This window comes from Desulfovibrio fairfieldensis (assembly GCF_001553605.1).
Taxonomy (GTDB): domain Bacteria; phylum Desulfobacterota; class Desulfovibrionia; order Desulfovibrionales; family Desulfovibrionaceae; genus Desulfovibrio; species Desulfovibrio fairfieldensis.
Genome location: NZ_CP014229.1, coordinates 3,055,643 through 3,082,362, shown reverse-complemented (window position 1 = coordinate 3,082,362; position 26,720 = coordinate 3,055,643). Strand labels below are relative to the sequence as shown.

Annotated in this window: 22 protein-coding genes; 6 read left to right on the top strand and 16 right to left on the bottom strand. The window is 63.8% G+C overall.

The features are described from left to right. Positions 1 to 14: 14 nt before the first annotated feature. Entirely contained in the window at positions 15 to 1,025 is a 1,011-nt protein-coding gene (locus AXF13_RS12990; protein ID WP_009302524.1) for a DUF1385 domain-containing protein, read from the top strand. A gap of 248 nt (positions 1,026 to 1,273) precedes the next feature. Then, entirely contained in the window at positions 1,274 to 2,344 is a 1,071-nt protein-coding gene (gene prfA, locus AXF13_RS12985; protein ID WP_062253872.1) for a peptide chain release factor 1, read from the top strand. A 109-nt stretch (positions 2,345 to 2,453) separates the two neighbouring features. Here the strand turns inward: prfA and AXF13_RS12980 are convergent, their stop codons facing one another. From AXF13_RS12980 to AXF13_RS12920, 14 genes are all read right to left on the bottom strand, one after another. Continuing rightward, positions 2,454 to 6,194, bottom strand: a complete 3,741-nt coding sequence (locus tag AXF13_RS12980; protein ID WP_190276355.1) for an ATP-binding protein — start codon at positions 6,192 to 6,194, stop codon at positions 2,454 to 2,456. Between the two features lie 320 nt (positions 6,195 to 6,514). After that, entirely contained in the window at positions 6,515 to 6,811 is a 297-nt protein-coding gene (locus AXF13_RS12975) for a DUF1330 domain-containing protein (protein WP_009302526.1), read from the bottom strand. Positions 6,812 to 6,841: 30 nt separating this feature from the next. Next, entirely contained in the window at positions 6,842 to 7,804 is a 963-nt protein-coding gene (locus AXF13_RS12970; protein ID WP_008683138.1) for an SPFH domain-containing protein, read from the bottom strand. 100 nt (positions 7,805 to 7,904) lie between these two features. Beyond that, the gene (locus AXF13_RS12965; RefSeq protein ID WP_008683139.1) at positions 7,905 to 8,378 is read right to left on the bottom strand and encodes an NfeD family protein; all 474 of its coding nucleotides are present in this window, start codon (positions 8,376 to 8,378) and stop codon (positions 7,905 to 7,907) included. Positions 8,379 to 8,483: 105 nt separating this feature from the next. Then, positions 8,484 to 9,479 (bottom strand): hypothetical protein, encoded by a 996-nt coding sequence (locus AXF13_RS12960; protein WP_062254908.1) that lies wholly within the window; start codon positions 9,477 to 9,479, stop codon positions 8,484 to 8,486. A gap of 80 nt (positions 9,480 to 9,559) precedes the next feature. Then, entirely contained in the window at positions 9,560 to 11,800 is a 2,241-nt protein-coding gene (gene pnp, locus AXF13_RS12955; protein ID WP_147568428.1) for a polyribonucleotide nucleotidyltransferase, read from the bottom strand. 203 nt (positions 11,801 to 12,003) lie between these two features. Then, positions 12,004 to 12,273 carry a 30S ribosomal protein S15 gene (gene rpsO / locus AXF13_RS12950; RefSeq protein ID WP_008683142.1) on the bottom strand — a complete coding sequence of 90 codons (270 nt, stop codon included), beginning with the start codon at positions 12,271 to 12,273 and terminating at the stop codon, positions 12,004 to 12,006. Between the two features lie 25 nt (positions 12,274 to 12,298). After that, complete coding sequence (gene truB / locus AXF13_RS12945) at positions 12,299 to 13,252, bottom strand: tRNA pseudouridine(55) synthase TruB (RefSeq protein WP_062253869.1); 954 nt, start codon at positions 13,250 to 13,252, stop codon at positions 12,299 to 12,301. 66 nt (positions 13,253 to 13,318) lie between these two features. Then, positions 13,319 to 14,335 carry a DHH family phosphoesterase gene (locus AXF13_RS12940; RefSeq protein ID WP_062253867.1) on the bottom strand — a complete coding sequence of 339 codons (1,017 nt, stop codon included), beginning with the start codon at positions 14,333 to 14,335 and terminating at the stop codon, positions 13,319 to 13,321. Next, positions 14,322 to 14,612: a DUF503 domain-containing protein gene (locus AXF13_RS12935; RefSeq protein ID WP_062254906.1), complete on the bottom strand. Its 291-nt coding sequence runs from the start codon at positions 14,610 to 14,612 to the stop codon at positions 14,322 to 14,324. The genes AXF13_RS12940 and AXF13_RS12935 overlap by 14 nt, the downstream gene beginning before the upstream one ends. A gap of 450 nt (positions 14,613 to 15,062) precedes the next feature. Beyond that, positions 15,063 to 18,101, bottom strand: coding sequence for a translation initiation factor IF-2 (infB, locus tag AXF13_RS12930; protein WP_062253865.1), 3,039 nt, complete (start codon positions 18,099 to 18,101; stop codon positions 15,063 to 15,065). After that, positions 18,094 to 18,528 (bottom strand): YlxR family protein, encoded by a 435-nt coding sequence (locus tag AXF13_RS17410; protein WP_083522099.1) that lies wholly within the window; start codon positions 18,526 to 18,528, stop codon positions 18,094 to 18,096. Before AXF13_RS17410 ends, infB begins: the two co-directional genes overlap by 8 nt. Continuing rightward, a complete protein-coding gene (gene nusA, locus AXF13_RS12925) occupies positions 18,515 to 19,909 on the bottom strand; it encodes a transcription termination factor NusA (protein ID WP_062253863.1) in 1,395 nt (464 codons plus the stop codon). Before nusA ends, AXF13_RS17410 begins: the two co-directional genes overlap by 14 nt. Positions 19,910 to 19,947: 38 nt before the next feature. Next, positions 19,948 to 20,646 (bottom strand): ribosome maturation factor RimP, encoded by a 699-nt coding sequence (locus tag AXF13_RS12920; protein WP_062253861.1) that lies wholly within the window; start codon positions 20,644 to 20,646, stop codon positions 19,948 to 19,950. Between the two features lie 334 nt (positions 20,647 to 20,980). Between AXF13_RS12920 and AXF13_RS12915 the strand changes: the two genes are divergently transcribed. Beyond that, positions 20,981 to 22,543, top strand: coding sequence for a methyl-accepting chemotaxis protein (locus tag AXF13_RS12915; RefSeq protein ID WP_062253860.1), 1,563 nt, complete (start codon positions 20,981 to 20,983; stop codon positions 22,541 to 22,543). Between the two features lie 121 nt (positions 22,544 to 22,664). On the opposite strand, the gene mutY is transcribed toward AXF13_RS12915, so the two are convergent. Next, positions 22,665 to 23,846 (bottom strand): A/G-specific adenine glycosylase, encoded by a 1,182-nt coding sequence (gene mutY / locus AXF13_RS12910; protein WP_223299922.1) that lies wholly within the window; start codon positions 23,844 to 23,846, stop codon positions 22,665 to 22,667. Positions 23,847 to 24,018: 172 nt separating this feature from the next. Between mutY and AXF13_RS12905 the strand changes: the two genes are divergently transcribed. The 3 genes from AXF13_RS12905 (at position 24,019) to AXF13_RS12895 (ending at position 26,095) form a co-directional block, all read left to right on the top strand. Continuing rightward, on the top strand, positions 24,019 to 24,528 hold the full coding sequence (locus AXF13_RS12905; RefSeq protein ID WP_008683157.1) for a peptidylprolyl isomerase: 510 nt from the start codon (positions 24,019 to 24,021) through the stop codon (positions 24,526 to 24,528). An 18-nt stretch (positions 24,529 to 24,546) separates the two neighbouring features. Beyond that, on the top strand, positions 24,547 to 25,026 hold the full coding sequence (locus AXF13_RS12900; RefSeq protein WP_062253857.1) for a DinB family protein: 480 nt from the start codon (positions 24,547 to 24,549) through the stop codon (positions 25,024 to 25,026). Between the two features lie 136 nt (positions 25,027 to 25,162). Further along, positions 25,163 to 26,095, top strand: a complete 933-nt coding sequence (locus AXF13_RS12895; protein WP_223299921.1) for a diguanylate cyclase domain-containing protein — start codon at positions 25,163 to 25,165, stop codon at positions 26,093 to 26,095. A gap of 82 nt (positions 26,096 to 26,177) precedes the next feature. On the opposite strand, the gene AXF13_RS12890 is transcribed toward AXF13_RS12895, so the two are convergent. Further along, positions 26,178 to 26,639, bottom strand: a complete 462-nt coding sequence (locus tag AXF13_RS12890; RefSeq protein WP_062253854.1) for a nuclear transport factor 2 family protein — start codon at positions 26,637 to 26,639, stop codon at positions 26,178 to 26,180. Between the last annotated feature and the right edge of the window lie 81 nt (positions 26,640 to 26,720).

Sequence of the window (26,720 nt, the reverse complement as noted above, 5' to 3'; positions counted from 1 at the left end):
GACCGGCCGGACGCATGCGTTTCGCCCCGCCGCCGGGCCTTGTGCCCGGCCTGCTGGCCCTTTTGCCCTGCCTGACGGCCGACTGCCCCCCGGTGGGCGGTCAGGCCGTCATGGAGGGCGTGATGATGCGCAACGGCGATACCTATGGTCTTGCCGTGCGCCGTCCGGACGGCGTCATTCGCGCCCAGCGGCTGCCCTGGTTTTCCCTGACCCGCCATGCCTGGCTCAAGAAGCCCTTTGTGCGGGGTTTTCCGGTTCTGCTGGAAACCCTGGTCAACGGCATCCAGGCCCTGAACCGTTCGGTGGAAGCCGCGGCCCAGGGCGAGGAGGAAGAGCTTTCGGGCTGGCATCTGGCTTTGAGCCTGGGCCTGGCGCTGGTCATGGCCGTCGCGCTTTTTGTGGTGGCCCCGCATCTGTTGTCGCTGGTCATGCTCTGGCTGCATTTGGGCGGCGACGTGGAAGGGCTGTCCTTCCATCTCTGGGACGGCTTCTTCAAGTGCTGCATCTTCATGGGCTATATCCGGCTGATTTCCTATGTGCCGGATATCCGTCGCGTGTTCCAGTACCACGGGGCCGAGCACAAGACCATCCACGCCTTTGAGAGCGGGGACGAGGTCAGCGCGGCCAGCGCCGCCCGCATGAGCCGCCTGCATCCGCGTTGCGGCACCACCTTTCTGCTCTTTGTGATCTGCATTTCGATCATTCTGCACGCGGTGCTGGTGCCCCTGCTGTTGATGATTTACACGCCCCAGAGCGCGATTGCCAAGCATGCCCTGACCATCGCCTTCAAACTTTTGCTCATGGTGCCCATCAGCGCCCTGGCCTACGAGCTGATCCGTTACGCGGCGCGCATGCCCGACGGCTTCTGGGCCACGCTGCTGCGCGCGCCGGGTCTGGCTCTGCAACGCCTGACCACCTACGAGCCGGACGAAGCCCAGCTGGATGTGGCCGTGGTTGCCCTGCGCGAGGCCCTGGGGCCGGACGCCGGGGACAACATCCGCACCGCGCCGTATACGGAAGCCTGACTTTTCACCCGCGCCGGGACAGGGCGGATTGCCTTTGAGACGCACACGTTTCAAAGGATTCATTCCGGTAAAAAATGCGGTTATCGCTGCTGTCGATCTCCGTATGGCTTCGTTGCCGCCAACGGGGACAGCCCCCTCGGGCTGCCTCGGTCGTTTTGCCGTGCGGGCCGTTGCCGCGCCCGCCAGGGGCCGGGTGGATCGTATTTTGTTCTTTTTCATCTTTTTGCAGTGCGTGTTGGAGATCGTATATGTTCGCCAAACTGGAAGGCCTTGAAAAGAAATATATGGAGCTGGAAGAAGCTCTGGCCCAGCCCGACGTGTTCAACGATCAGGAGCATTACCGCAAACTGACCAAGGCGCATGCCGATCTGCGTGAGATTGTGGATCTCTTCCGCCGCCACCGGGCCCTGCAGCAGGAAATGGCTGAAAACAAGCAACTGCTGCACGACGAGGACCCGGATATCCGGGATATGGCGCATGAGGAGATTCGCAGGGCAGAAAGCGAACTGCCCCGGATTGAGCAGGCCCTGAAAGTGGCCCTGCTGCCCACGGACCCCCTGGACGAAAAGAACACCATTCTGGAAATCCGGGCGGGCACCGGCGGGGAGGAGGCGGCCCTGTTCGCGGCGGATCTCTTCCGCATGTATACCCGCTATGCCGAGCTTCAGGGCTGGAAGGTGGAAATCATGAGCGAGTCGCCGTCCGAGTCCGGCGGCTACAAGGAAATCATCTGCCTGATCGCCGGCGACCGGGTCTACAGCCGACTTAAATTTGAAGCGGGCACCCACCGCGTGCAGCGCGTGCCCGCCACCGAAACCCAGGGCCGCATCCACACCTCGGCGGCCACCGTGGCCGTGATGCCCGAAGCCGAGGAAGTGGACGTGGAGATCCGGCCCGAAGACCTGCGCATCGATATTTACCGCGCTTCCGGCGCGGGCGGCCAGCACGTCAACAAGACGGAATCCGCCGTGCGCATCACCCATCTGCCCACTAACACGGTGGTCACCTGCCAGGATGAGCGCTCCCAGCACAAAAACAAGGCCCGGGCCATGAAGGTGCTGGCCTCGCGCATTCTGGCCGCCGAGCGTGAACGCCAGAATTCCGAACTCTCCGCCGACCGCAAGGCCCAGGTGGGTTCAGGCGACCGCTCCGAACGCATCCGCACCTACAATTTTCCACAGGGCCGCTGCACGGACCATCGCATCAACCTGACTCTCTATTCCCTGGACCGGATCATGGAAGGCGAACTGACTCCGCTGTTCGATGCCCTGTCCACAGCGGCGCAGACCGAGGCGCTCAAGGCGCAGGCCGGAGACTAGGCACAGCACCAAACCGGCGCATTTCGGCGGTCGCGGCAAGCCCTCATGGGCGGCCGCGACCGCCTTTTACGTTGAGTCGCCGTTGCGCGTGGTCTTCAGGGTGCGGTGGCTATGCCGGAGGCCGCCGCTGTTCGCCGTCGCCGTTGGCCAGGAGTTTTTCCAGCATCTCCATGAGCTTGTCGTTTTCAAGCGGCTTGGCAAGATGGCCGTTCATGCCGTTGGCCAGCACCAGGTCCACGTCTTCCTTGAAGGCATTGGCGGTCAGGGCGATGATCGGCACGCTTCGGGCATCGGGCCGGTCCATGGCGCGGATGGCTTTGGCCGCAGCGTAGCCGTCCATCCTGGGCATCTGCAGATCCATGAAAATCAGGTCATAGAAGTTGACGGGCGAGCGTGCGAACATCGCCACGGCTTCGGTTCCGTCCGCGGCCTCATCCATCCGCAGACCCAGGTTCGAAAGCTGTTCAATGACGATGATGCGGTTTATCTCCACGTCATCCACGAGCAAAATGCGCTTGCCCGCCAAGGCTGCCGGGCTTTTGTCGGGGGCTTCCCGCTGTTGCGGGGTGTTGTCCGCTTCCTTGAGCCAGAGCAAGAATGAAAATGCACTGCCCTTGCCCGGCGTGCTTGTGACGGCAATATCGCCGCCCATATGCTTGATGATGCTTTTGCTGATGGAGAGCCCGAGGCCCGTGCCGCCATAGGCGCGGGCAATGTGGGTGCCCCCCTGCTCAAAGGGCTTGAACAGGGTCTTGAGCGTTTCCTCGGCAATGCCCACGCCGTTGTCCTGAACCAGAAAGGAAATCAGGCGTTCGCCCCGGCGTCTGTCCTCCTGGCGCACCCGGAAAAGAATTTCCCCGAGTTCCGGCGTGAACTTGGCCGCATTGCCCAGCAGATTGATCAGCACCTGCCGCAGGCGCAGCGAGTCCGCTTTCAGATGCGCGGTTGCAATGCCTTCCACGGCAACATTGAAAGCAATGTTTTTCTCCATGCAGCGGGGACGGATAATGCTCTCCACGCTGTCCACAAGCTTGGAAAGCGCAAAACTGTCTTCGCTCAGTTCTATCTTGCCCGCCTCGATTTTGGAGATGTCCAGAATGTCGTTGAGCAGGCCCAGCAGATGGTGCGAGGAAACCTCTATCTGATTGGCGCAGTTCAGCAGTTCATCGGTGGGACTGCCCGCGTGTAGTTTTTTTCTGGCGATATTGGCCATGCCGATGATGGCATTCATGGGTGTGCGTATTTCATGGCTCATCCGGGCCAGGAAGGAGCTCTTGGCCTCGTTGGCCCTGTTGGCCGTGGCGCAGGCCTCCTGCAATTCCGTCTGGATCCGGCGCAGCTCCTTTTCCACGGCAACCCGCTGCGAAACGTCGCGGGCCACGCCCAGCAGGGCCAGAACCTCGCCCCCGGCATTGAATTGGGGGATGCGCACCACATCCATATTTTCGCTGTGGCCGTCGGCAAAATACACGGTTTCTTCGGTATACAGAGGCGTGCGTCCCTCGATGGCCGCCCGGAAATTTTCCAGCGAGCGGGCGGCGACCTCCGGCGGAAAGACGGCGGACGCGGGCAATCCGCGAATTTCCTCGGGAGTTTTATTCACCAGGGCCGCAAAGCGCGGGTTGACCGCCTGGTAGTTGCCCCCCTTGTCCTGATACCAGAGTATGTCCGGAGAATTGACGAAAATGGTTTCCAGCAGGGCGCGTTGTCGTTCAATGCGTTTCTGCTCCTCGATAATGGCGGTGACGTCGGCGGTATGCACAAGATGGCCCGTAACCACGCCCCGGCCGTCGGTCAGGCTCTCGGCCCTTCCCTGGTAGTAGCGGCCGGAATGTTCATGCCGGAGCACCTCCGGCTCTGTGCCGCGCGCCAGGCATGCCAGCGGGCAGTAAGCCGTGCCCGGAGGGAAGATGGTGTTTTCCGCATAGGGCTTGCCCAGCACATCTTCCAGGGATTTGCCGATCAGGGCGAGCCCGGCCTCGTTCATGTATGCCAGCTTGCCCGAGAGATCGACAATGCTGAGCGGGCCTTTGTCGCTGTTCACCAGGCTGTCGGCCAAACCGTCGAAGGAGTCGGACAGGGCCCCCATTTCATCCTTGACCGGCGCGCGAAAACGAAATTGCCGCTCGCCCGCGCGGAAGCGGGAGATGCCTCGGACCATCTGCGCGATGCGCCTGGTAAAGACCGAGGCCATCCAGATGGCGATGAGGATGACCAGCACGGACATGAGCGTTGTGGAAACGGACAGGCTCGCGGCGGTCTGCCAGAGGTTTTCGCCGATGGCCCGGTAGGTGTCTTCGGAAACGGCGGAAAGTTCCTCATCCGTGGCGCTGACGAGGTTTTGCAGGGTGGCCTGCGTCGTCATGGCCGGGCGGTGGAATTCATCCAGTCCCGCGCCCACGGCCACAAAGCCGAAGCCCCGGCGGCTGTTGCCGTATTGCCCGGTATAATAGGGAATGGCCGCCGCGGTGTTCAGCTTCCACAGGCCGCTCCATAAAATGCGAAAGGAGCCCGAGCCGCCGTCCCTGGTCAGGTCGAACCAGCCGGTACACTGCGGCGCGAAATTCAGATAGCGGCAATCCAGGCCCACCATGCCCCGGCGGGTCAGTTCAGCCGCTGGTTTTTTGCTGTTGGACTGGGCCTGAAAGGTGGGCACGTCCTCAATGAACGCGGCGTAACTTTTGCCGCTGGCCTGCCATTCCTCGTAAATTCGCTCTTCAAGCCAGGGAACCTGCGGGTCGCCGGTTTCGGGATCATAACCGGCGATGGAGTGGTGGCGGGGGTGACAAATGCTGCGGCCCTTGTGGTCCCAGATGAAGGCGTAATTGCCTTCAAAGGCGTCGGGCAGTTCCGTGTAGCGCTCAAGGGCCGGGGTCAGCCTGTCCACGAATTCCATGAGGTGGTCATGGTCCAGCGCAAGGGTGACGTAGCCCGTAACCGCGCCGTCGCGCACCACGGGCGAGGCCCAGCGCACCAGGCCCTTGAAGCGTATGCCGTTGGGATTTTCCTTGCCCGCATAGGCCTGCTTTTCCGGATCATAGGGGATATGGCGGGCCCGTGTATTGCTCGGCGTGTACATGCCGATGAAATTCGTGCCCACATATTGGCCGATGACGTCGGAAACGTAAATCTCGCCGGGCCTGAGTTTTTTTAGCTCCGCGAAATAACTTTCCGCCCTGACAAAGGTATTGCGCCTGTCGGCGATATTTTTGAGCGTTGGGGACAAAAGCGGGGAGGTGGTCACCTTGAGGCGCTCCATGCCGTCGAGGTCCACAAAGGTCATTTCAAGATACAGGGGGCGGGATTCACGTTCAAAGCCGTCGGGCGGCCGGTAGTGGAAGCTGTAGTCGTTTTCCTCAATGGAGGAGGTGATCCGCGGCGCGGGCGGCGGCGGGCTTGCCCGCTGCCAGGACCGCCCGTTGGCCGCCAGCTCCCACTGGCCGGGCTTGACGAGGCGGCCCAGCTTTTGGGCTGTGAAGTTGCGGTACAAGGCCTCGTCCGGGGGGAGAGCGGCGGCAAAAAGAATGTCCGCGTCGCGGTGATACAGAAAGTCGGCCACGGCGCGGGCCGTGTCGGTGGTCATGCGCTCTATCTCGGCGGTGGCACGGTTGTCCAGGGCCTGCACCGTGTCGTTGACCGCGATCTTGCCGGTATGATCAAGGGCCTTCACGGCCTTGCGCGAAATTTCCGCCGTGCGGACTTTCAGTTCCTCGCCGAGTTCCTTGGATTGCATCCAGGCCAGGAGGGCGAGCAGAATCAAAGGCAAGACTTTGATGGCCGCAAACAGGCTGATGAGTTTAGCGCGCATGCCCACGCCGAGATCCGCCAGTTTTTTTTCAAGGCGTGTCATCAAAGGCAGTCGTTTCGGGTCCACTTCGGGAACCTCCATGTGGCGTCAACGGGGAATCAATGGAAGAACTGAGAAAATGCGCGAAGGGCGGGATAAGACAGAGGTGTGGTTAGAGGGTCGGTACGGAGGGGTATTGTAATCTCATAGTCTGAAAGATGTTTTTCCGCAAGAGATGCGGGAAAAGCCGGAGAGCCGTTGCTTTTGCCTGTTTTGATGCGCCTTCAGGGAACCGGGATGAAGGGAGTCCGGAACGCGGACGCGCCGTGCCCAATTGTGAGGGGCACGGCGCGCGGCGCGAGAAAAGGCTGTAAGCGTGGGGCTCAGTCGTCTTCGGCAATGACCGCGCTGCTCCTGACAGACGCAAGCCGCAGATCCTGGATGGCCCGATATTCTTCCGAGGCGAAGCAGGCTTCCAGCGCGGCTCTGTCCGGAAAACGGATCATAATCACCCGGTCCGGCCGCCAGTCCCCGGCAAGATGCGCAAGCCGTTCGGTCCGCACTAGGTAGCGGCCGCCGTGACGTTCCACGATGGGCCTTACTTTCTTAATATAGGCATCATAGAGCGGACGGGCGGCCGGATTGTCGAGCTGGATGCTGACTATGAAAAATGCCGCCATGGCCGATTCCCCCTTGGCCTATATGCCCAATCAGGCTTTGGTCTTGTTGGTTTCGGCGGACAGGCCCTGGCCCGGCTTGATGATCTTAGTCATGGTCGCCACCATGCCGGCGGCGTCGGCCACGTCGGCCGGTATGATCATGCTGTTGCCGGTCTTGGCCAGCTTGCCGAATTCGTTGATGTAGGCCTCGGCCAGCCGGAGCTGGGCCGCGGCCACGCCGTCGTTGCCCAGCTGGTCGCCCACGATGCGGAGGCCCTCGGCCGTGGCCGTGGCCACGGTGCGGATCTGGGCGGCCTCGCCCTCGGCCTGGTTGATGATGGCCTGCTTCTGGCCTTCGGACTGGGCAATGGCCGCCGCCTTGGCGCCTTCGGCCCGGTTGATCTGCGACTGCATTTCGCCCTCGGATTCGGCGATGGTGGCACGCTTTTCACGTTCGGCGCGCATCTGTTTTTCCATGGCTTCCATGACCGTGGCCGGGGGCGTGATGTCGCGAATTTCATAGCGCAGCACCTTGACCCCCCAAGGCGCGGTGGCCGCATCCAGGGCCTCCACTACTTCCTGGTTGATGCGGGTACGTTCCTCAAAGGTCTTGTCCAGTTCCAGCTTGCCGATGACCGAGCGCAGCGAGGTCTGAGCCAGCTGAATGGCGCCCCATTCGTAATCGGAAATGCCGTAGGCGGATTTTTCCGGCGTGATGACCTGGAGGTAGAGCACGCCGTCAATGTCCACGCTGACGTTGTCGCGGGTGATGCAGGTCTGTTTGGGCACGTCCAGAACCTGCTCCTTGAGGCTGCGTTTGTAGGCCACCACATCCACAAAGGGCAGCAACAGGTGAAAGCCCGCGTAAAGCACCTTGTGGAATTTGCCCAGGCGTTCCACCACATAGGCGGATTGGTTGGGCACCACAACGGCGGTTTTGATCAGAACGATGATGACCAGTACCGCCAGCAGGAACAGCCAGCCGAACTGACCAAAGGATTCAAAGAGGGACATAGGAGCTCCGGAATGGTTGTGCGTGAAGGGGGAGGGCGGGGCCGCAAGGCTGAAGGCAGCGTCAGCTTTGAAATTGGTACAATTTCAAAGCGAATCTGCTCTAGATCCGCTCTCCCGAAGGGCCGTCGAAAGGGGCCACCCGCAACATCAGCGCATCGCCGGGCTGGGTGCCGAGCACGCGAACCGGGCGGCCTTCGTGGATTTCCGTTTCCGCCACGGCCCGCCAGAAGCTGCCGTCAATGCTCACCTCGCCCACTTCGCCGGGGCGCAGGGTTTTGCTGACCGTGCCTACGCGGTTCGTCAGGGGATGGGTCGGGGCATGGCCGCCCTGGTCATCGACCCGGTGGGCCCGGCCGCCGAAAACGGCGCGCAAATGGCGGCGCAGAAAAAGCAGGGTGAACAGGGAGACAAAGATGAACGTCACCAGCTGCCAGTTCAGGGAGAGGCCCAGCAGCGCGACGCAGGCTGTGACCCAAGCCCCGGCGCCGAAAAAGATCAGCACCAGGGTCGGGGCCATCAGCTCGATAAGCAGAAAAGCGAGACCCAGCAGAAACCAGAGCAGAGGCGCGCTCATGCCGCGCCTCCCGGACCGCGTACCCGCCGCAGGCTGAAGGCAGCGTCAACGTTGAGAATGTCACTTTTCAACGTTGATCCGCTGTTGTTGATCGGGAGCACGCGCCTACTGCTGCGGGCCCTGGTCGATATCAATGATCCGTGCCTGCAACCAGACATAGGCGTCCACTTCCTGGCCTTTTTCGGGCTCAAAGTCGCCCAGTACCATTTTGGAGACATAGAGCGCCAGGCGCATGGGCTCGCGGTTTTCAAAGGGGAAACTCAGATACAGGAGCTTGACCGGCATTTTTTCCAGCTGGCAGTCCTGGACTTCCTCAATGACGGCGCGCATCTGGTATTCGCAAAAGCGACGGCCCGGCATGATCATGTGGCGGCCCGCCACCTTGACCTTGAGCGGCGGCACGTCCAGACGGGATGCGCCGGGGTTTTCGGCCAGCCAGGCTTCGGCGTAGGCTTCAAATTTCGGGCCCTGGGTGATGGTCACCTCGTCCAGCAGGGCCTTGCGCAGGCCGTAGGCCAGACCGGCCAGCAGAAAAGTATGGGTGATGCCGGGCGTGAGGTCGTCACGGTCCCGCCCGTAGAGCGGGTCAAAGAACCACATGGGATTCTTGCCCTCGATCATGCTTACGGCCACATTGGCGCCCAGCCCGTTTTCCCAGGGGTGGACTTCCTCCACGGTCAGATCGTTGGGCAGGCCGTCCAGCAGGGGCACGGCGCTGACCGGAGCCAGTTTGCCGCCTTCTTCCCCGGCCACCAGCACCGAGGCGCGCACGGGCTGGTCCTGGGGCCAGGCCAGCAGGATGTGATCCCTGCCGCCGCGCTTCCACTGCCAGGCGGGACGGGTGCCGCCCTCGTGCATGACCGTGCCCACCACCTGGGGCACCACCGCGGCCGGATTCTGGCCGGTGAGCACGGCCCAGGCGTCGCCCAGGCCTTCGAAGTGGGTGCGGTTCTTGCCTTCGAGCATGGCTTCCATTTCTTCGGGCGTGGGCTCCCGTCCGTCAGGCATCGCGCCGTCGGCCGGGCTCACCTGCACAAACTGCTCAGCGGCGGGCCGTTCGGCAGCCTCTTCGGGCATTGTTTCCTTGCGTTTTCCGGGCATGCGAAAAATCCCCATCTGTGCGTCTCCGTCCTTCCGCTTCCCCCTTCGGGGAAGCGGAAGGACGGGACGCGACGTTATGTTCAGCGACGTCCGCCGCGATCACCACGGTCGCCGCGATCCCGGCCGCGTCCGCCGCGGTCATGCCGGTCGCCCCTGTCGCCGCGGTCGGAACGCGGCGGGCGGGCGGTTTCCTCGGGATTCCAGGGATGGCCCTGCTCTTCCAGGAGTACGGCCTTGCGGCTGGCGCGGATGCGGTCTCCGTTGATCTCAATGACCTTGACCAGCATGTCCTCGCCCAGGCGCGCCACGTCGCCGGGCTGCTCCACGCGGTTCACATCCAACTGGGACACATGGACCAGGGCTTCCACATTGGGCAGCACTTCCACAATGGCCCCGATTTCCATGACCTTGCGGACCTTGGCCAGGTAGTTCTTGCCCAGGTCGGGGCGCTGGTCGTAGTAGGCCACCATTTCGCGGGCCTTTTCCAGGGCTTCGGCCGTGGGCGCGAAAATGGACACCCGGCCCGAATCCTCGATGTCCACGGACGCGCCGGTGGCGGCCGTGATAGCTTTGATGTTCTTGCCGCCGGGGCCGATGATCAGACGGATGATGTCCGGGTTCACAAAGACTTCGGCGTGCTGCGGCGCGAAGCGCGAAAGCTCCTTGCGCGGCTCGGCGATGGCCCTGGCCATTTCGGCCAGGATGTGCAGGCGGCCTTCGCGTGCCTGCCGCATGGCGGCGCGCATGATGTCCGTGGTCAGGCCGGTGATCTTGATGTCCATCTGCACGCCGGTCACGCCGTCGGCCGTGCCCGCGATCTTGAAGTCCATGTCGCCCAGCGCGTCCTCATCGCCCAGAATGTCGGTGAGCACGATGAATTTTTCGCCTTCCTTGATCAGGCCCATGGCCACGCCGGCCACCGGCGCGCTGACCGGCACGCCCGCGTCCATCAGCGACAGGGAGCCGCCGCAGACCGCGGCCATGGAGGAGGAACCGTTGGATTCCATGGTTTCGGCCACCACCCGCAGGGTGAAGGGGAAATCCGCGTCCGCCGGAAGAATGGGCCGCAGGGATTTTTCCGCCAGGGCGCCGTGGCCGATTTCACGGCGCGACACGCGCACGGGCTTCACTTCGCCCACGCAGTAGGGCGGAAAGTTGTAGTGCAGCATGAAGCGCTTGGTCACGTCGCCGGTGAGCGAGTCCATGCGCTGCTCATCCGTGGAGGAACCCAGGGTGGCGATAACCAGGGACTTGGTCTCGCCCCGGCGGAACAGCGCCGAGCCGTGGGCCCGGGGCAGCACGCCCGTCTGGATCTGGATGGGGCGCACGCTTTTGGTGTCGCGTCCGTCGATGCGCGTGCCCTCGTTGACGATGCGGGCGCGCACCAACTTCTTTTCCAGGTCGCCGATGATGTCGCCCACGCTCTTCAGCGCGGCTTCGTTCTCGGCCCAGGCCGGGTCGGCCTTGAGGGCCTCCATGACTTTTCCCTTCACGGCCTTGCGGGCGTCCTTGCGTTCTAGCTTGTCCGGCACGCGCAGGGCGTCCTCGATGCCGGCCTCGCGGGCCAGCTCATGCACCCGCGCCAGCAGGGCGGGATCGTCCTCATGCGGGGTGAAGGCCATCTTGGCCTTGCCGCAGAGTTCGCGCAGCTGAAGCTGGGCGTCGATGAGCGGCTGGATTTCCTTGCGGCCCCAGTCCAGAGCCTCGATGATTACATCCTCGGACAGGAAGCGGGCATCGCCCTCCACCATGGTCAGGGCGTCGCGCGAGGCCGCGAAAAGGATGTTCAGGTCGCTCTGGGCCTGCTGCTCAAAGGAGGGATTGAGCACAAACTGGCCGTTGACCCGGCCGATGCGCCCGCCCGCCACCGGGCCCTCAAAGGGCAGGGGCGAAACCATCAAGGCCGCCGACGCGCCGGTCAGGGCCAGCACGTCGGACTCGTTCTCCTGGTCGGCGGAAATCACGCTGGCCAGCACCTGGACGTCCTCGTTCAGGCCTTTGGGAAAGAGCGGGCGGATGGGCCGGTCGATGAGGCGGGAAACCAGGGTTTCACGCTCCGAGGGACGGCCGATCTCGCGCCGGAAGAAGCTGCCGGGAATGCGTCCGGCGGCGTACATTTTTTCGGAATATTCCACCGTAAGCGGGAAAAAGCCCTTGTCGAATTCCAGGGGCTGGGAGCAGACCGTGACCAGCACCACCGTGCCGCCGCACTGCATCCAGACCGCGCCGTGGGCCTGATTGGCCAGACGGCCGCATTCAAAAATGACTTCCTTGCCGCCCACCTGGGCTGTGACCCTGGTGGGATTGAAAATATCCTGCAACATATGTGAATCCTTTGCTCGTCCGAAGGGGATTCCGGCAAAAGCGGGCAAATGAACGACAAATTTGCCTGATTTTCCCGGACCCCCCTTCTCTCGCGTTTGTGCCCCTGCGGGCGTTCATGCAGCCGCATCCGCGTCGCGGACGAACCGTAAGCCGAATGCGGCAAGGGGGAGTCCGCGACTCCCCCTTTCAGCCAAAAAGTTTACTTGCGCAAGCCCAGTTTTTCGATAAGCGCGCGGTAGCGCTGAACATCTTTCTTTTTCAGATAGTTCAGGATCTTGCGGCGCTGGCCCACCAGCTTGAGCAGGCCGGTACGGGAGTGGAAGTCCTTCTTGTGCACCTTGAAGTGCCCGGTCAGGCCTTCAATGCGCGCGGTGAGCAGCGCCACCTGGACTTCCGGGGAACCCGTGTCGCCTTCATGTTTGGCGTGGGCGTCAATAACCGTCTTTTTCTGTTCCGCATCCATGACCACAGCAGTTCTCCTTGAGAGGATGAAGTTAGTTCCAAAGTCCCCGCAATACGGCCCAGCAGGGCCCGCCCGGCGCATCCTCACGCCGCGCCAGAGCCAGGGCTTCGCCCTGGACCAGCAACAACGCCAAGTCGTCCTCCGCCGTCCCGTTATCGGACGGGGTTGCGGCGCAGGACACGGCAATGCCGTTGCGGACCCGCGCGGCCTGTTCCGGCGTGAGCTCCACCCTGGGCCAGTGCGGCAGCGCCGAGGCGATGGGACGCAGGCTGGCGGCCAGCAGGGCAGGGTCAGCCGTGAGGTCCCGCAGGTCGCGGGCCGCGTCAAGGCCGAAGGGGTGACTATACTCCCGGGTCAGTTCCGTGAGCACGGCTCCGCACCCAAGTCGCATCCCCAAGCTGTGGGCCAGGGAGCGTATGTAGGTGCCGGAACTGCAAGCGACCCGAAAGCGCACAAACGGCAGGCTCACATCGAGCGTGTCCGCCTGTGAAATTTCCATGCGTTTGACCTTGGCCGGAGCCGCCGCGCCCTTGCGGGCCAGCTTGTACAGAGGCTGGCCCTCATGCTTTGCCGCCGAATAGGGCGGCACGGGCTGCTCGCGCGCTTCTTGCCAGAGGCTGATCTCGCGCCGCACATCGCCTTCGCTGACGTGTTCCCAAGGCGCTTCGGTCAGCACCTGGCCCTGGCAGTCCCAGGTGTCCGTGGTCCGGCCCAGGCGCAGAACGCCGCTGTAGACCTTGCCGCCGCCCGCCATCAGGTGCGAGGAGAGCTTGGTGGCCTGCCCCAGCAACACCAGCAGCACGCCCGACGCCAGGGGGTCCAGCGTTCCGGCGTGGCCGATTTTTTTCTGCCCCAGACGCTTGAGCGCCGTCAGGCAGCGGGCCGATGTGGGGCCCGAGGGCTTGTTCAGCACCAGCACCCCGTGCAATTGGGGCAGCTGGGGCGGGCGCGTTTGCGGCGCGGCGGCGGTTTCCTCGTTGGTCATACGCAAGCATGCACCATAGCCGCAGTGCGGCGCGAAGTCAAAATGTTATCTGTTATCGACAGCGGATCAGATATTGTCTTCCCGGTCCAGTTGCGCGTTGACGGCCGCCAGCAGGGCTTCCTCGGCCCGGTCCGGCGTCATCCTCAAGGTGCCGCCCGCCGCGTTGAGGTGCCCGCCGCCGCCCAGGGCGGCCGCGGCCGCGCGCACGTCCGTGGCGCCGTAGGAACGCAGGCTGAATTTGCACAGTTCCGGGCTGTCCTCGCGCAGCAGGGCCGCCGCGCGCACCCCGCCCAGACGCCGCAACTGCTCCACAAAGCCTTCCAAATCCTCTTTGAGGGCCCGGCATTGGCGCAGATCTTCCAGCAGCACCCGGCAGAAAGCTATCTCGCCGTTGCGTTCCAGGCGGGCGCGGTCCATGAGCCGTCCCCAGAGGCGCATGCGGCCCATGCTCCAGGTGTTTTCCAGACGCTCGCGCAGCCCGGTCAGATCGCAGCCGTTGCGCACCAGATGCGCGCAGAGGGAAAAGACGTCCGCGCTGGTATTGCCGTGGCAGAAGCCGCCCGTGTCCGTGATGATGCCCAGGGCCACGTCGCAGGCCAGTTCGTTTTCGAGCGGCAGACCGGCGGCCAGGGCCACATAGGCCATGAGCTGGGCGGTGGCCGCCGCCTGGGGCTCCACCCAGTTTGCCAGACTGCCCATGCCGTTCCCGCCCAGATGGTGGTCGATGTTCACGCTGGTGAGGCGCGGCAGGCGATCGGCAAGTTCACTGCCTAGGCGGTGGGGTTCGCCGCAGTCCAGCAGCAGGGCGCTGCGGGGCGTGAAAGGCAGATGCCTCAGGCTGGTGCGCACCGTGCCGGGCAAGGGGAAGAACTTCAGGTACTGGGGCAGGCCGGTGCTGCTGTAGAGTATGAATTCCTTGCCCATGGCGCGCAGGATATGCCCGGCGGCGGCCAGGGAACCCACGGCGTCGCCGTCGGGGTTGACGTGGCCGGACACCAGGACGCGGTCCACGCCCCGCAGGGCTTGGGCCATACGTTGCGCGCCGTCCCGGAAGAACGCGGGAATCAGTTCAGTCTGCGGCATAAATCTCCACCTGGCTGCCCACCATTTCCTCGGAGCAGACCGCTTCCATCATCAGGGCGCATTTGTCCATGCGGCTACGGAGGTGGGTTTCGCTGTTGGAAATGGAAACCACGGCCAGACGCAGGCGGGTGAGGCAGTCCTCGGTGCCTGCTTCGGCGATGGCCACGTTGAATTTGTTGCGGGTTTTTTGTTTCAGGCTGTTGGCGACGCGGCGCTTGGCCTTGAGGTTGTCGTTGCCGTCCAGGCTGAATTCGACGGTCAGAACCGCCATGAACATGGGCATAAAAGCTGTGCCTTGGCTTGGGGCCGTTAATACGCCCTGGTTATTTGACGAAAAGCAGCCTTTTTCATGCTGCCTGTGTCAGCAAAACTATATTGTTTCCTTGGCAACATAAAAAATTTTTTAAGGAAGCTGACGACCAATGATGCCGGGAGGGAGAATAGTAGAGCAGGTATCGCGTGCGGTGATGGTACCGGCAACTTTTTTCAGCGTTGAGCGAAGCACCCTTGCTCCGCCGAAGCGGAGCGGAGGCGGATGGCCCGTGCCGGAGAATGCGGTAAAAATAAGAGTTTCTTTTGCAGGCAAGGAAGCGGCGCGGTTGGGACGCGCAACGTACTCAGGTACGTGAGCGTCCCAACCGCGCCGCTGACACAGCCAGCGGAAGAAAAACCGTTTTTCGCCGTATAACCCGGCAATCCAACCAGGCCGTAACCCGGCTTCCAGCCTCTACAGCGTCGCCGCTTCCTCCACAGTCTCGAAGGCTTCAATAATGTCGCCGATCTTGACGTCGTTGAAGTTCTCCAGGCCCACGCCGCATTCATTGCCCTTGACCACTTCCTTGGCGTCATCCTTGAAACGCTTGAGGGACGAGATCTTGCCGGTATAGACCACCACGCCGTCGCGCAGCAGGCGCACCCCGGCATTGCGGGCGATCTTGCCGTCCGCCACATAGGAACCGGCAATGACGCCGATCTTGGGCACGCTGAAGGTCTCGCGCACCTCGGCCTGACCCAGGTAGACCTCGCGCTGCACCGGGGCCAGCAGGCCGGCCATGGCGCTCTTGATGTCATCCACCAGCTTGTAGATGATATCGTAGAAGCGGATGTCCACGTTCTCGTGCTCGGCCACGTCCTTGATCTTGGACGTGGGACGCACGTTGAAGCCGATGATGATGGCCTTGGAGGCCGACGCCAGCAGAATGTCGGATTCCGTGATCGCGCCGGTGCCGCCATGCACCACGTTGAGGCGCACCTTGTCCGTGCTCTGCTTGTTCAGAGCCTCGGTAATGGCTTCCAGGCTGCCCTGCACGTCGGCTTTGACCACCAGATTGAGGGTCAGGGTTTCCTGATCCGAAGCCCGCTGGGAGAGGAACGTTTCCAGCGTGACTCGGGATTCGGAGGCCAGATCGCGTTCGCGCTGCTTGGCCGCGCGGGAATCGGCGATGCGGCGGGCCAGCTTTTCGTCGGCCACCACAAAGAATTCCTCGCCCGCCACGGGCACACCCTCAAAGCCCTGCACTTCCACGGGCAGGGAGGGTCCGGCTTCCTTGACCTTCTTGCCCTGGTCGTTGGTCAGGGCGCGCACGCGGCCCGAGAAGGGCCCGCAGACGAAGTTGTCGCCCTGCTTGAGCGTGCCTTCCTGAATCAGCACCGTGGCGATGGGGCCGCGGCCCTTGTCCAGCTTGGCTTCCACAATATGGCCGCGCGCGGGTTTGTCCGGGTTGGCCTTGAGCTCCATGATTTCCGATTGCAGGGCCACCATTTCCAGCAGATCGTCCAGGCCCAGGCGGGTCTTGGCCGAAACCTTGGCCACAATGGTGTCGCCGCCCCAATCCTCAGGCTGGAGACCCAGCTCGGCCAGCTCGCGCAGCACGCGGTCCGGGTCGGCGCCGGGCTTGTCCATTTTGTTCACGGCCACCATGATGGGCACGTTGGCCGCGCGCGAGTGGTTGATGGCCTCGCGGGTCTGCTCCATGACGCCGTCATCGGCGGCCACTACCAGGATGACCAGGTCCGTGACCTGCGCGCCGCGCGCCCGCATGGCCGTGAAGGCCTCGTGGCCCGGCGTGTCCAGAAAGACAATTTCGCCGCGCTTGGTCTTCACGTGGTAGGCGCCGATGTGCTGGGTGATGCCGCCCGCTTCGCCGCGGGTCACGTTGGATTTGCGGATGGCGTCCAGCAACGAGGTCTTGCCGTGGTCCACGTGACCCATGATGGTCACCACCGGCGGGCGCTGCTTCAGGGTTTCAGGCGCGTCGGCCTCCTTGGGCAGGAGATAGTCATCCTCGGAGAAGCCCGCCTTTTCCACTTCGTAGCCGAACTCGGCGGCCACCAGGGTGGCGGTGTCGATGTCCAGGGACTGGTTGATGGTCGCCATCACGCCCAGGCCGAAGAGCACCTTGATGATTTCATTGGCCTTGAGGCCCATCTGATGGGCCATGTCCGCCACGCGGATGGCTTCCGTGACGCGGATCTTGCGCTTGGCCGCCTTCAGGGGCTGGGTGGCCTGGGGCAGATTCACGGGCTTGCCGCCCTTGCGGCGTCCCTTGCCCCGGTTCAGGCGCGGCGAATCATCGTCGCTCTGGCGGCGGGCGAAATCTCCCTGCTGGAAGTCCACGGTACGGCGGCCCTTGAGCCGTTTTTTCTTGCTCTGACCGTCACGTCCGTCAGTGGGCTGGGCGGGCGCGGGCTGGCCGAAACCGCCGGGCCGTCCGGGACCACCGGGACGCGGGGCGCCCGTGCCTCCGGGTCTGCCAGCGCCCGCGGGGCCGCCGGGTCTGCCCGGGCCGCCGGGACGGGGTGAACGCGGGCCGTCGCCGGGCCGTCCGGGACCGCCGGGGCGGAAGCCGGGCGCGGAACGTGGGGCGGGGCGGCTGTCCTGCGAACCGGGCGCGGGACGTGAAATGATCCGCACCTGGGGCGCGGCGGGTTCAGGCCGGGATGCGCGACGCGGCGCGGCTTCACCGGCATCGTCCGACGCGGGCGCGGCATCGTCCGTCTGCCCGCCCTCGGAACGGGATTCTGCCGCACGCGGGAGCAGGCTGGGCGCGGAAGAGCCCTCGGGCACAGCCGAGGCGTCGGGCCGGGCCAGGCGGGAGGTTTTGGCGCTTTTTTCCGGGGCTTCGGCGGGGGGTTCGCTGGCCGGAGCCTCGGGAGCGGCTGCCTTTTCCTCCTCAACGGGCGCAACAGGAGCTTCGGGCGCGACCGGGCGCGCGGGTTCGTCGCCAGGGCGGCTGATGACGCGCGCGGCGGCCACCACACGGGCGGTCTTCTGTGCCTTGGGCGCGGCAGCGGGCGTTTCCGCAACTTCCGGAGCGGCGGCCTGGGCCGTGGCGCCTTCCGGCGCATCAGCGCGGGCGTCGGCCACCGGGGCCTCGGCTGCGGCTTTTTCAGCCGTGGCCGTGCTTACGGCAGCGACAGGCGCGCTTTCCGTTTCAGCTTTGGCCGCGGGAGCGACTTCGGCCTCGGAGGCCTTTTCTCCCGGCGCGGCAGCGGACGGCGCAACGGCCGGGCGCGCGGGTTCGGCGGGCGCGGCGTCCTTGCGGCGGCGGCGCACGATGACATTGGGCTGGACCTCCGTGCGCTCCACGCCGCCCTGCTTCCGGCCGGCGAAATGGTCGCGCAGGCGCGCCGCGTCCTCCACGGACACGGAGCCAGCCGTGGTCTTGGCCGGAAGGCCAAGATCACGCAGAGCGCGCAGCATGTCCTTGGACTGCACGTCGAGCTCTCCGGCGAGATCCTTTATCTTAATTTTTTCTTCAGGCATGGTTACCCCCCTTATCAAAGCTGTCGCCAACCGTAGCGCTGCTGTCCTTATCTGTAAGCGGTTGCGCCGCAACAGCTAAAGCAACGTTCTTTTTTCGCTTATCGGCTGCCGCATCGCTGCTGTCGGCATCCGTAACACTCGTTCCTCGTGCCACGGCTGCCGCGCGCCGTGTGCCGGGCCTGTATTTCGCGAATTTTCGCTCGCAGACAGGATCGGAACACACATACCAGCCCCTGCCCGGTCTGGTTTTTTCTACGTCAATACTCAAATTCCCCTGCGGGGTCAGCACATGGCGGTTCACGTCGGCCTTGGAAAAACGGCGGCGGCAGATAACGCACATCCGCACCGGACCTTCCGGCCTTTTTCGTTGTTCCGGCGCTTCCGGGCCGGATTCCCGCGCCGTTGCGGCGGCCTTATTTTTCCGCATCGCCGCTTCCGGCGTCTTCCGCTGTTTCGGGTGCCGCATCAGGCTCCGCCCCGTCTTCTTCGGGCCGGGCGTCCCCGTCTTCCGCTTCCTCTGTCCCGGCGGCCCTGCCCAGCTCCACGGCCGAGGACTCGGGCGTGCTCTCCACTACCGGCGCCAGGAAGTTGATGGCCGAGCGCAGGTCGGAAATGCGCGAAGCGCTGATGGTCAGCTTGTCGGCCAGTTCCTCGTCGCTGGCTTCACGCAGCGCGTCCAGCGAGGAATAGCCCGCTTCCAGCAGAGCTTCAATGGATACTTCCGCCACGCTGGCGACCTGCTCCAGGCCGTGGCCGATGGCATTGGCCTCGTTGTAGCGGGTTTCGGTAAAGATATCGACCTTCCAGCCCAGAAGGCGCGCGGCCAGCTTGACGTTCTGGCCCTTGCGGCCGATGGCGTTGGTGAGCTGGTCGTCGGGCACGATGACTTCCAGGAGGTTTTCCTCCTCGTCCACCACGATGCGCGAAACCAGGGCCGGGGCCAGGGCGTTGCGGGCGTAGGTGGCGATCTCCGGGCTCCAGACCACGATGTCGATGCGTTCGCCGCGCAGCTCCTGCACGATGTTCTGGATGCGCGAGCCGCGCACGCCCACGCAGGCGCCCACCGGGTCCACGTCCCGTTCGCGCGAGAGCACGGCCACCTTGGCGCGGGAACCGGGATCGCGGGCCACGCCCATGATCTGCACAACGCCGTCGTCCACTTCCGGCACTTCGCGGCGGAACAGGGCGGCCATGTAGTCGCGGTGCGCGCGGGAGATGACCACCTGCGGGCCGCGTCCCTCCTTGCGCACTTCGATGATCAGGGCCTGCACGCGGTCGCCGCGCTTGTAATGTTCGCGCGGGATCTGCTCCTCACGGGGCAGAATGGCCTCGGTGCGGCCCAGGTTGACCACCCAGCCGCCCTTGTCGCGGCGCTGGATGATGCCGGAGACGATTTCGCCCACGCGGTCCTTGTATTCCTCGTAAATGATTTCCTGCTCGGCGTCGCGCATGCGCTGGATGATGACCTGCTTGGCGGACTGGGCCGCGATGCGTCCCAGGTCCTCCACCTTGACCCGGAAGCCCATTTCGTCGTCCAACTGTACGGAGGGATCATGCTCGCGGGCGTCGGCCAAGGCAATCTGAGTGTCCTCGTTGGCCACGTCGTCGTCTTCCACCACGATTTTGAACTGGTATACCTCAATGTCGCCGGTGTCGTCATTGTAGGTCACTTCCACGTCCATATCCTCGCTGAAGCGGCGCAGCACCGAGGTGCGCACGGCGTCTTCCAGCGTGTCGATGAGCATGTCGCGGTCAAGGCCCTTGTCTTTGCTGATCTGATCAATGGCCTTTTTGAGTTCAAGATTCATGTCTGCCTCCGGCTGCCGCGCGTGGCGGCGTGAAATCGCTACTTCGCTTCAGGTGATGCCTCGCCGTGGGCGGGGACGGGACCGGCGCTCTTGCCGGGAGTTTTGCGGGAGCCCTTGCCTGACCCCTTGCCGGGCTTCACCGGCTGGCGGAAAATATACATGCGGCTGGCCCGGCGCACAGCCGCCCAGGGCAGGCGCACGGGCGGCAGGCCCTCGGGGCTGACCTCCCCTTCGGGGGAAAGCGCGGCGGGTTCCAGCACAAAGGCGTCCGCCTCAACGGCGGCGAGCCTGCCGCGCCAGAGGCGGCGGGGGGCCCCGCCTCCGCAATCCGCAGGTCCCGCGGCGGCTTCCGGGGCCACGGGGGCGTGCAGCCGGGCTTCCACCATGTCGCCCAGATAGGGGCGCATCTGGTCAAGGCTGAAAAAAAGGCGCGTGAGCCCGGGGGTGGATACTTCCAGCACATAGGCCGAGGGCACGGCGTCCTCCACTTCCAGGGCCAGGCCCAGATGGCGGGAGATTTCCTCGCACTGGCCTATGCTGGCTGAAGAGGGGGCTTCATTTTTCTCCCCGTCGGCGGCCTGAGGGCTTTCCGGCGCGCCGGAAGGAACGTCCACAAAGAGCCGCACCGCCATGCGCCCGGCCTGGACAACTTCCACGCCCCAGATGACCAGCCCCAGGGAGCGGACCACGGGTTCGGCCAGACGAATGACGGTTTCCTTGAGGGCGTTTTCGCTCATGTTTTCCTTACTGAGGGCGGCTAAAGATGAAGCCCGGAAAGGGACCTGCTTTTGCCGCGGGGACAAAAAAAAGGGGGCCTATTCAGGCCACCCCGTTGTGAACATACGTCCTGCATCAGGATGTGACGATATGCGCCGAAGCGTAAACCGTCTTGAATTGGACTCAATTAGCGCATGCCGCAATGCTTGTCAAGCAGGAGGTCCGGAAATAACCGTGGAAAATAAATTGCGTCGCGAATTACACAAGATAGACTAAAAGAAATCCGGTATTCGCCGTTAAGACTCGTGCGAGCGAGAAATATTGCCGAGGCGTTCACTGCAAGGGGATGGAAGTATGACGCTTTTTCAAAAATTTTCAGTAAGTTGCATTGCGACGGCCGCGCTGACGGCGGTTCTGGCCTGGGCCGGGACGGCTTTTTGTCCCGAGGGTCTGGGCGCCGCGGCACTGACCGGGGCCGTGTTGGCCGCGCTGTTTACGGCCTTTTGCCTGGGCCTGAGCGCGCGGCTGATTTTTCTGCGGCCCCTGAAGGCTGTGGGACAACGGCTGCGCGATCTGGCCGAGGGCCGCCTGGACGCGGCCCAGGTCTTCCGGGCCGAGGATCTGCCCGCAATCCACGCGGGCCTGGACGCCGCGCTGCGCGCGTTGAAATTCGAGCGCGGCCTGTCGCGCGGCGTGTTTCAGGGCCTGCCCATGCCCTATCTGCTGGTGGACGCGCAAGAGCGTACCACCAGCACCAATCAGGCCTGCCTGGACATGCTGGAGATTGACGACAGCGTGGAGTCCTGCCTGGGCAAAACCCTGGCGGAACTCTTTTACAATGATCCCGCGCGGGAGACGGCGGTGGGCAAAAGCATCCGCAACGGCGAGTACTTCCGTAATCTGGATATCGTCATCACCGGCCACAAGGGGCGGAAAATCGACGTGCTGGCCAATATTTTTCCCATCTACGACGAGGACAAGGCCTGCATCGGCGGGCTCTGCCTCTATGTGGACATGACGGCCCTGAAGCGGGCCGAGCAGCTCATCATGGACAAGAACGAGCGCATGGCCCTGGTGGCGCGGTCCCTGGAAGAAGCCGTGGGCAGGATTTCCGGCATTTCCGGCGGCCTGTCGCGGGGCATCCAGCAATCGGACAGCGGCGCGGCCGTGTCCGCCCAGCGGCTTGCCGAAGCGGCGGCCTCCATGAACGAAATGAACGCCACTGTGCGCGAGGTGGCGAAAAACGCCGAGGCCGCTTCCGGCGCGTCGGCCCTGACCAGGGAAAAGGCCGAAGCCGGTGCGCAGGTCGTGGAAAAGGCCGTGCGCAGCATCAAACAGGTGCATCAACTCTCCCTGGACCTCAGAGAGGACATGGGCCAGCTGGATGAGCACGCCCGCTCCATCAACCGGATCATGAACGTCATTTCGGATATCGCGGACCAGACCAACCTGCTGGCCCTGAACGCGGCCATTGAAGCGGCCAGGGCCGGGGACGCCGGGCGCGGCTTTGCCGTGGTGGCCGACGAGGTGCGCAATCTGGCCGAAAAAACCATGGCTTCCACCCAGGATGTGGGCAACGCCATCCAGGCCATTCAGGACAGCACGTCCAAAAGCATGGCCTCCGTGGACAAGGCAGTGGCCCAGATCGAACAGGCCACGGATCTGGCGGGTGAGTCCGGCCAGGCTTTGGAGGAGATCGTCACCACCGTGGAGCACACGGCCGGTCAGGTCAGCGCCATTGCCACGGCCAGCGAGCAGCAGTCCGCGGCCAGCGAGGAGATCAACCGCTCCATCGACCAGGTCAGCGGCATGGCCGCCGATACGGCCAAATCCATGGCCGAGGCCCGCGAGGAAATGGACCGGCTGGTGGAGCTGACCGGCACCCTGGAAGCGCTCATGGTCCGGCTCAAAGAATAGCCGGGGCCGCGTTCCAGCGGGACTGTCTTCAAAAATCAGGGCAATCAAAGGCCGCGCCGGGATATGGCGCGGCCTTGGCGTTTAGCTGACCGGCAGGGGCGCGCGGCCGATATTCCGGCGGCTATGCGCCGGGCAGGCGCGATTGTCCGCCCGGCCCAAAAATCTGATCCGCCAGTTTGCGGTGGGCGGCGGGCATGGCCAGATTTTCCAGTTCAACGGGCGTGACCCAGCGCCAGGCGCTGGCCGCCGTGAGGATGGGCGGGGCGGGCGGTTCCGCCGCTGTTGCGGCCGCCGTTGTCGCCGCCAGGCTGAGGGCGAAGCAGTGCAGGGTGATCCTGTAGGTGGTATAGCCGTGGCGGATGATGCCGTAGCTGCGGTCCACGGCCACGTCGAAGCCGGTTTCCTCGCCGAACTCGCGGGCAACGGCCTGTTCCGGGCTTTCGCCCGGCTCCACCCGGCCGCCGGGGAATTCCCAGAGATTGCCCCAGACCCCGGAGGCCAGGCGCTTTTGCACGAAAACCCGGCCCGTGTGGCGCAGCACGCCGGTGACCACCTCAATGGGCGTGATCGCGGCCCGTTTGCCGGGTACCGGGCGCTGGTCCACAATGCCCAGATGCAGGCTGACGCAGAAGGCGGCCAGGGGGCAGAGCGCGCAGCGCGGCTTTTTGCCGCAGACCAGCGCGCCCAGTTCCATCATGGCCTGGTTGTGCTCGCGGGCCCTGCCTTCGGGCACCAGGCGCAGCGCCCAGGCCCGCACGGCCGAGGCCGCCGGTTCCTGCTTGACCGGACCGTCCAGATCAAAGACGCGGGCCACCACCCGTTCCACATTGGCGTCCACGCAGGGCAGCTTTTCGCCGAAGGCGATGCTGGCGACGGCCCCGGCCGTGTACGGCCCCACGCCGGGCAGGGCGCGGATGTCCTCCAGGCCCGAGGGGAAGACGCCCTTGTGCTTTTCCATGATCAGCCGGGCCGCGGCCAGCACGTGACGGGCGCGCGAATAGTAGCCCAAGCCCTCCCAGAGGCGCAGCACTTCCTCTTCCGAGGCGGCGGCCAGCGCCGCCACGTCCGGAAAGCGGGCCATCCAGCGCGTGAAATAGCTCACCCCGCGTTCCATCTGAGTCTGCTGGAGCATGACCTCGGAAATCCAGACCTCATAGGGGGTGTAGTTGATGCGCCAGGGCAGGGGCCGCTGGTGCGCGGCGAACCAAGCCAGCAGGGCTTCCCGCAATTGCGGCAGATGCGCGTCGGGCGGCAGGTGGCGCGGCGGGACGGGTCGGGGGGCGGCCTCCAGGCCGGGCAGCATCGCCGGGGCGGCTCCGGGCCGCGCTGCGGGCTGTTTGGGAGGAATTTTCTTCGTTCCGGGCATGGGCGGCAGTGTATACCCCGGCCCCGGCATTGTCATCCGGCCCGGCCTGGCCTATATTTCAAAAACGGCCCATGCCGGGCCGAATATCCCCAATTTTTAAGGAGCAGGCATGGCTGACAATCCCACCGTGTTGCTGGAAACCTCGTCCGGCGACATCCTGATCGAACTTTTTCCGGACAAGGCTCCCCAGACCGTCGCCAATTTTTTGCAGTATGTGGATGACGGCTTTTATGAAAATACCATCTTCCACCGCGTGATCCCCGGCTTCATGATTCAGGGCGGCGGCATGGGCGCGCGCATGGACGAAAAGGACACCCGCGAGCCCGTGCAGAACGAGGCCGACAACGGCCTGAAGAACGAGCGCGGCACTCTCGCCATGGCCCGCACCCGCGACCCGCACAGCGCCACGGCCCAGTTTTTCATCAATCTGGTGGACAACGACTTTCTGGACCACAGCCAGCCCACGCTCGACGGCTGGGGCTACTGCGTGTTCGGCAAAGTCACCGAAGGCATGGACGTGGTGGACAAGATCGCCAAGGTCAAGACCAAGAGCATGGGCATGCACGAGAATGTGCCCGTGGACATGGTGCTGATCACCGGCGCGAGCCGCTTTGAGTAACAACGTCAAGGAGGCTGTATGTCCCGCGCAATCGTAATGGCGGCCCAGGGGCCGTTTCTGCACGCCTGGGGACTGCTGGAGGCCTATGTGGACGTCTGCCCGGATGAAATATGGGTGGAGAAAAACGGCGGCTGGCCCGTCTGGCAGCAGCTCGCCCACGCGATCATGGTGCTGGATTTTCTTGTGCTCGGCGAGAATGGGCAACTGCTGCCCGTGCCCTGCGACATGGACGCGCTCATGCTCAGGACGCAGGACGTTCCGGCGCTGGGCAAGACGGCCCTGCGGGACTACGCGGCCACGGTCAAGGCCCGCGTGGACAACTGGATCGCCGGGCTGGAAGACGCGGATCTGGCCCGCACTAACGTCGTGCTGAGCGCGAAGCTGGGCCGCGAAACCTCCTACGCGGCCACCCTGGTCATGCTGGCCTCGCACACCGACTACCATATCGGCTCCTGCGACGCGGCTTTGAGGAACCATGGTTTGCCGGGCGTGTTTTAGCTGAGACGGCTTGCCCTGTTTTCGCTGTGATGTTCTGGAAAGGCGGCGGCATGTTTTACCGGGAGGCCCCGGCCGAGCATGTCGCCGCCGTATGTTTGCCGGTGGGAAAGGCCGCGCCGGTGAAGGGGGATTGACTTTGAAAACGAAGCCCGCAAGCGGGGAAGCGGCGGTGCGGCAATTGCTGCATGAATATGGCGAACGGAACCGGGATGGAATTCTGGAACTCCTCACGGACGATGTGATCTGGATCGGCACGGCGGCACATGAGCAGATTTTCGGCAAACACGCGGTGGCCCGCTTGCTGGACGACGATCTGCGAACAGACGCGACGCCGTATGACGTGGAGCTCACGGACGTTAAAGAAATTGCTCTCGGACCGGTCGTGGCCACACTGTTCGTGCAGACCAGAGCATCCCTGCGGGGAAGAACGGATTTCGCCCTGGAATGCCGCAACACCTATACCTGCTGCGACAAGGGCGACGGCTTCAGGATTTGTTCGTGGCATTGCTCCACAGCGACGGCCCTGCAGAATGAGGATGAATATTTTCCGATTTCCTTTGCGGAAAATATCATGAAAAAAGCCACCCTGGATCCGGTGACGCGTATCATGAACCGGGCCAGCTTTGAGGAATCCGTACAGCTTTACCTCAAAGAGCGGCGCGGCAATTACGCGCTGGCCCTCATTGACCTGGATGATTTCAAGGGCGTCAACGACAGGTACGGGCATCATTGCGGCGACAAGGTGCTGGCCTTTGTCGCGCAACGCCTGAAAAGGGCTTTTGCGGAAACAGACCTTGTAGCGCGTCTGGGTGGCGATGAACTCGTGGCCTTTGTGCCTTCGCTGACCGGCGAGGAAGAGCTGCGGGCCAAGATTGAAGCCTTTTTCAGCGGCATCTCCCGCGCATTGACTCTTGATTCCCAGGTCTATATGCCCTCGGCAAGCGTGGGCGTGTGCATTTGCCGGGAAAAGCGGGGAATGAGCTACGAACAGTGTTACAAGGCGGCGGACGCCGCCATGTACCAGGCCAAGCACAGCGGCAAAAACGCATGGCGCTTCAAGCGCTTCTGAGAAGGAAAATCTTTTCGGGAAACAAAAATCCGCCGCTGCCTCAAGGCAGCGGCGGATCATAATTTTTGAAGAGCGGTCGGCCTTACTTGATCTGGCAGTTGCCGTCCTTGCAGTCCGGAGTGGGGTCCACGGGCGTGGCCTGGAAAAGCGCCACCTGCTCCTGGCCGTTGTTGTTGGCCAGCACCATGGTGAAGCGCATCAGCCCCTGGGGCAGAGCCGGCACGGCCGTACCCTTGAAGTAGCCGTTGGCCGTAAGCATCCTGGTGTTTCCGACCTTGGTGTCGCGCACGTTGGTGAGCGTCAGGCGGTCCACGACCAGCTCCTTGTTTTTGATGCCGGCGATGAAGTGCTCCTTGTCCTGGATATGGCCGTTGGAGCTGACGTGCCAGTAGTTAGGCGCCAGCAGCTTTTGCAGGGCGGCCACATCGCCGGTCATTACAGCTTCGGTGTACAAAGCCACGGTATCGGCCTTGGCATGAGCCACGCCGCCCGCCAGACAAAGGGCCAGAGCCAGAAGAAGCGGCACCAACTGTACAAATTTCATGACATTTCCTCCATAAAATCAAAGGCTTGTGACCGGGCAACGCCCGACTCCGCGCCGATGGGACGCTTTCTTTACGGCTAC

Excerpts from the sequence above, each read along its gene's own strand:
- AXF13_RS12990 (WP_009302524.1), top strand. The coding sequence starts at position 15 with ATGCGTTTCGCCCCGCCGCCGGGCCTTGTGCCCGGCCTGCTGGCCCTT.
- prfA (WP_062253872.1), top strand. The coding sequence starts at position 1,274 with ATGTTCGCCAAACTGGAAGGCCTTGAAAAGAAATATATGGAGCTGGAA.
- AXF13_RS12980 (WP_190276355.1), bottom strand. The coding sequence starts at position 6,194 with ATGACACGCCTTGAAAAAAAACTGGCGGATCTCGGCGTGGGCATGCGC.
- AXF13_RS12975 (WP_009302526.1), bottom strand. The coding sequence starts at position 6,811 with ATGGCGGCATTTTTCATAGTCAGCATCCAGCTCGACAATCCGGCCGCC.
- AXF13_RS12970 (WP_008683138.1), bottom strand. The coding sequence starts at position 7,804 with ATGTCCCTCTTTGAATCCTTTGGTCAGTTCGGCTGGCTGTTCCTGCTG.
- AXF13_RS12965 (WP_008683139.1), bottom strand. The coding sequence starts at position 8,378 with ATGAGCGCGCCTCTGCTCTGGTTTCTGCTGGGTCTCGCTTTTCTGCTT.
- AXF13_RS12960 (WP_062254908.1), bottom strand. The coding sequence starts at position 9,479 with ATGCCCGGAAAACGCAAGGAAACAATGCCCGAAGAGGCTGCCGAACGG.
- truB (WP_062253869.1), bottom strand. The coding sequence starts at position 13,252 with ATGACCAACGAGGAAACCGCCGCCGCGCCGCAAACGCGCCCGCCCCAG.
- AXF13_RS12940 (WP_062253867.1), bottom strand. The coding sequence starts at position 14,335 with ATGCCGCAGACTGAACTGATTCCCGCGTTCTTCCGGGACGGCGCGCAA.
- AXF13_RS12935 (WP_062254906.1), bottom strand. The coding sequence starts at position 14,612 with ATGTTCATGGCGGTTCTGACCGTCGAATTCAGCCTGGACGGCAACGAC.
- infB (WP_062253865.1), bottom strand. The coding sequence starts at position 18,101 with ATGCCTGAAGAAAAAATTAAGATAAAGGATCTCGCCGGAGAGCTCGAC.
- AXF13_RS17410 (WP_083522099.1), bottom strand. The coding sequence starts at position 18,528 with ATGCGGAAAAATAAGGCCGCCGCAACGGCGCGGGAATCCGGCCCGGAA.
- nusA (WP_062253863.1), bottom strand. The coding sequence starts at position 19,909 with ATGAATCTTGAACTCAAAAAGGCCATTGATCAGATCAGCAAAGACAAG.
- AXF13_RS12920 (WP_062253861.1), bottom strand. The coding sequence starts at position 20,646 with ATGAGCGAAAACGCCCTCAAGGAAACCGTCATTCGTCTGGCCGAACCC.
- AXF13_RS12915 (WP_062253860.1), top strand. The coding sequence starts at position 20,981 with ATGACGCTTTTTCAAAAATTTTCAGTAAGTTGCATTGCGACGGCCGCG.
- mutY (WP_223299922.1), bottom strand. The coding sequence starts at position 23,846 with ATGCTGCCCGGCCTGGAGGCCGCCCCCCGACCCGTCCCGCCGCGCCAC.
- AXF13_RS12905 (WP_008683157.1), top strand. The coding sequence starts at position 24,019 with ATGGCTGACAATCCCACCGTGTTGCTGGAAACCTCGTCCGGCGACATC.
- AXF13_RS12900 (WP_062253857.1), top strand. The coding sequence starts at position 24,547 with ATGTCCCGCGCAATCGTAATGGCGGCCCAGGGGCCGTTTCTGCACGCC.
- AXF13_RS12890 (WP_062253854.1), bottom strand. The coding sequence starts at position 26,639 with ATGAAATTTGTACAGTTGGTGCCGCTTCTTCTGGCTCTGGCCCTTTGT.